Genomic DNA, 1077 nt, shown 5'->3' with positions numbered 1-1077 from the left:
AAATTTATGAATGATCCCACAATGACGTCGGCACTTTTAGACCGAATAACACATCATAGCCATATTCTTACGTTCAATGGAGAAAGCTATCGATTTAAACAGAGTATGAAGAAGAAAAAAGGGAAGGAGGTGTAAGAGGGAAAATATCTTTTGTTTTATCAGTGAATTGGAGATTGCAAAATTGAGGCTTCTGTGATGCAACTCCAGTCACCCTACGGGTTCCTTCCGTTGCATCACAGAAGCCTGTAGTCGACAATATCATATTGTGATAATAAATTTTTTTGTCCAGAGTGGTACTATTTTACTTTGCCATTTGGTACACTTTTCTATTGCCATAACGACCCCCACCAATTTCGCATAATCCGGCAAGGATAAAAAACAAAATTGACCTGGAAATCTCAATCTTTTCCATTCTTTACCTCGTTTTGTTTTTTGATTAATTATTTGGTAATTAATAATAACTCCTGAAGGTTATTAAACCGACCCGCGAGTTTGTCTTGCTCGTGCTTAAGACTAGTTATTTTATACTTTTTATCGTACGTCCGTGTTACATCCCCCAGACAACACGTACCTTGGGAATTTGTTATTTCACACCGACATATTCCCTGTTTTACATTTTTTGTTATTTCCCCTTGAATCGTTAAACGACCGTTTTTAAAAAAATCTTCTACTATCATCTTTTTTGTATAACCAAAGCAATAACATACCGGTATCGGCTCCGCTGTCTCTTTCAATCCAACTCTCACCTTTAAATCTGTCTTATAGAAGGTATCTGCGTTTCTCGAAAAATATACTACGTTGCAGTGCGGGGTTTGACAGAAATAATATAGTAAAAAGCATTTATTTTTATAAAAATCTGTTTTTTTCTTGCATTTGAATTGTTTCTAGAGTATTAAATTCTGCATGAATCCATTTCTCAGTGAAAAAACCCGAATAGAATTTAAAAAAGCACATAAGAAAGAGCCTCATAGACGTCATGCCGACCGAATCAAAGCTATACTTCTTCTTGATTCAGGATGGAGTTATGAAGAAGTAGCAGAGGCGCTCTTGTTAGACGATCAAACAATCAGGAATTAC

General features: G+C 35.8%; 1 protein-coding gene. It reads left to right on the top strand.

Translation table 11 applies throughout. The features are described 5' to 3' along the window. Positions 1–6 precede the first annotated feature (6 nt). Entirely contained in the window at positions 7–135 is a 129-nt protein-coding gene (locus tag QZT26_RS17805; protein ID WP_295104118.1) for an ATP-binding protein, read from the top strand. Positions 136–1077: the final 942 nt, after the last annotated feature.

The organism is uncultured Candidatus Kuenenia sp. (assembly GCF_900696675.1).
Classification (GTDB): domain Bacteria; phylum Planctomycetota; class Brocadiia; order Brocadiales; family Brocadiaceae; genus Kuenenia; species Kuenenia stuttgartiensis_A.
This window is presented reverse-complemented; position numbering and strand designations above follow the sequence as displayed.

What these genes read in the sequence shown, in the direction of transcription:
- QZT26_RS17805 (WP_295104118.1), top strand. Translation starts at nt 7, where the DNA reads ATGAATGATCCCACAATGACGTCGGCACTTTTAGACCGAATAACACAT.